We start from the raw sequence: 254 nt of genomic DNA on the forward strand, positions 1-254 counted from the left end.
AGCGAGTAACCGCGATGCGTTCTTCAACGATTTTAAGTCTCGTTATTGCGTTTGTCCTCGCAGCAGCAGCAGTTTTCGGCATGCGCGAGTATCTCTCCGATCAGAAGGCCCGGCTGCTGGCGATGAACGGCATCAAGGCCGAGGAACGGACACTCGTTGTCGCCGCCAAGGCGATGCGCTTCGGCGATCGGATCCGATCCGAAAATCTCAGAGCCATTCCGTGGCCCTCGAATGAAACACCTACAGGCTCGTTC

Annotated in this window: 1 pseudogene; it reads left to right on the forward strand. The window is 56.7% G+C overall.

Going from position 1 to position 254, the window contains the following annotated elements:
- Positions 1-14: 14 nt before the first annotated feature.
- A pseudogene (locus tag EOD29_RS33395) lies at positions 15-254 on the forward strand (Flp pilus assembly protein CpaB); the annotation flags it as partial.

This window comes from Mesorhizobium sp. M1A.T.Ca.IN.004.03.1.1, from assembly GCF_003997555.1.
Taxonomy (GTDB): Bacteria; Pseudomonadota; Alphaproteobacteria; order Rhizobiales; family Rhizobiaceae; genus Mesorhizobium.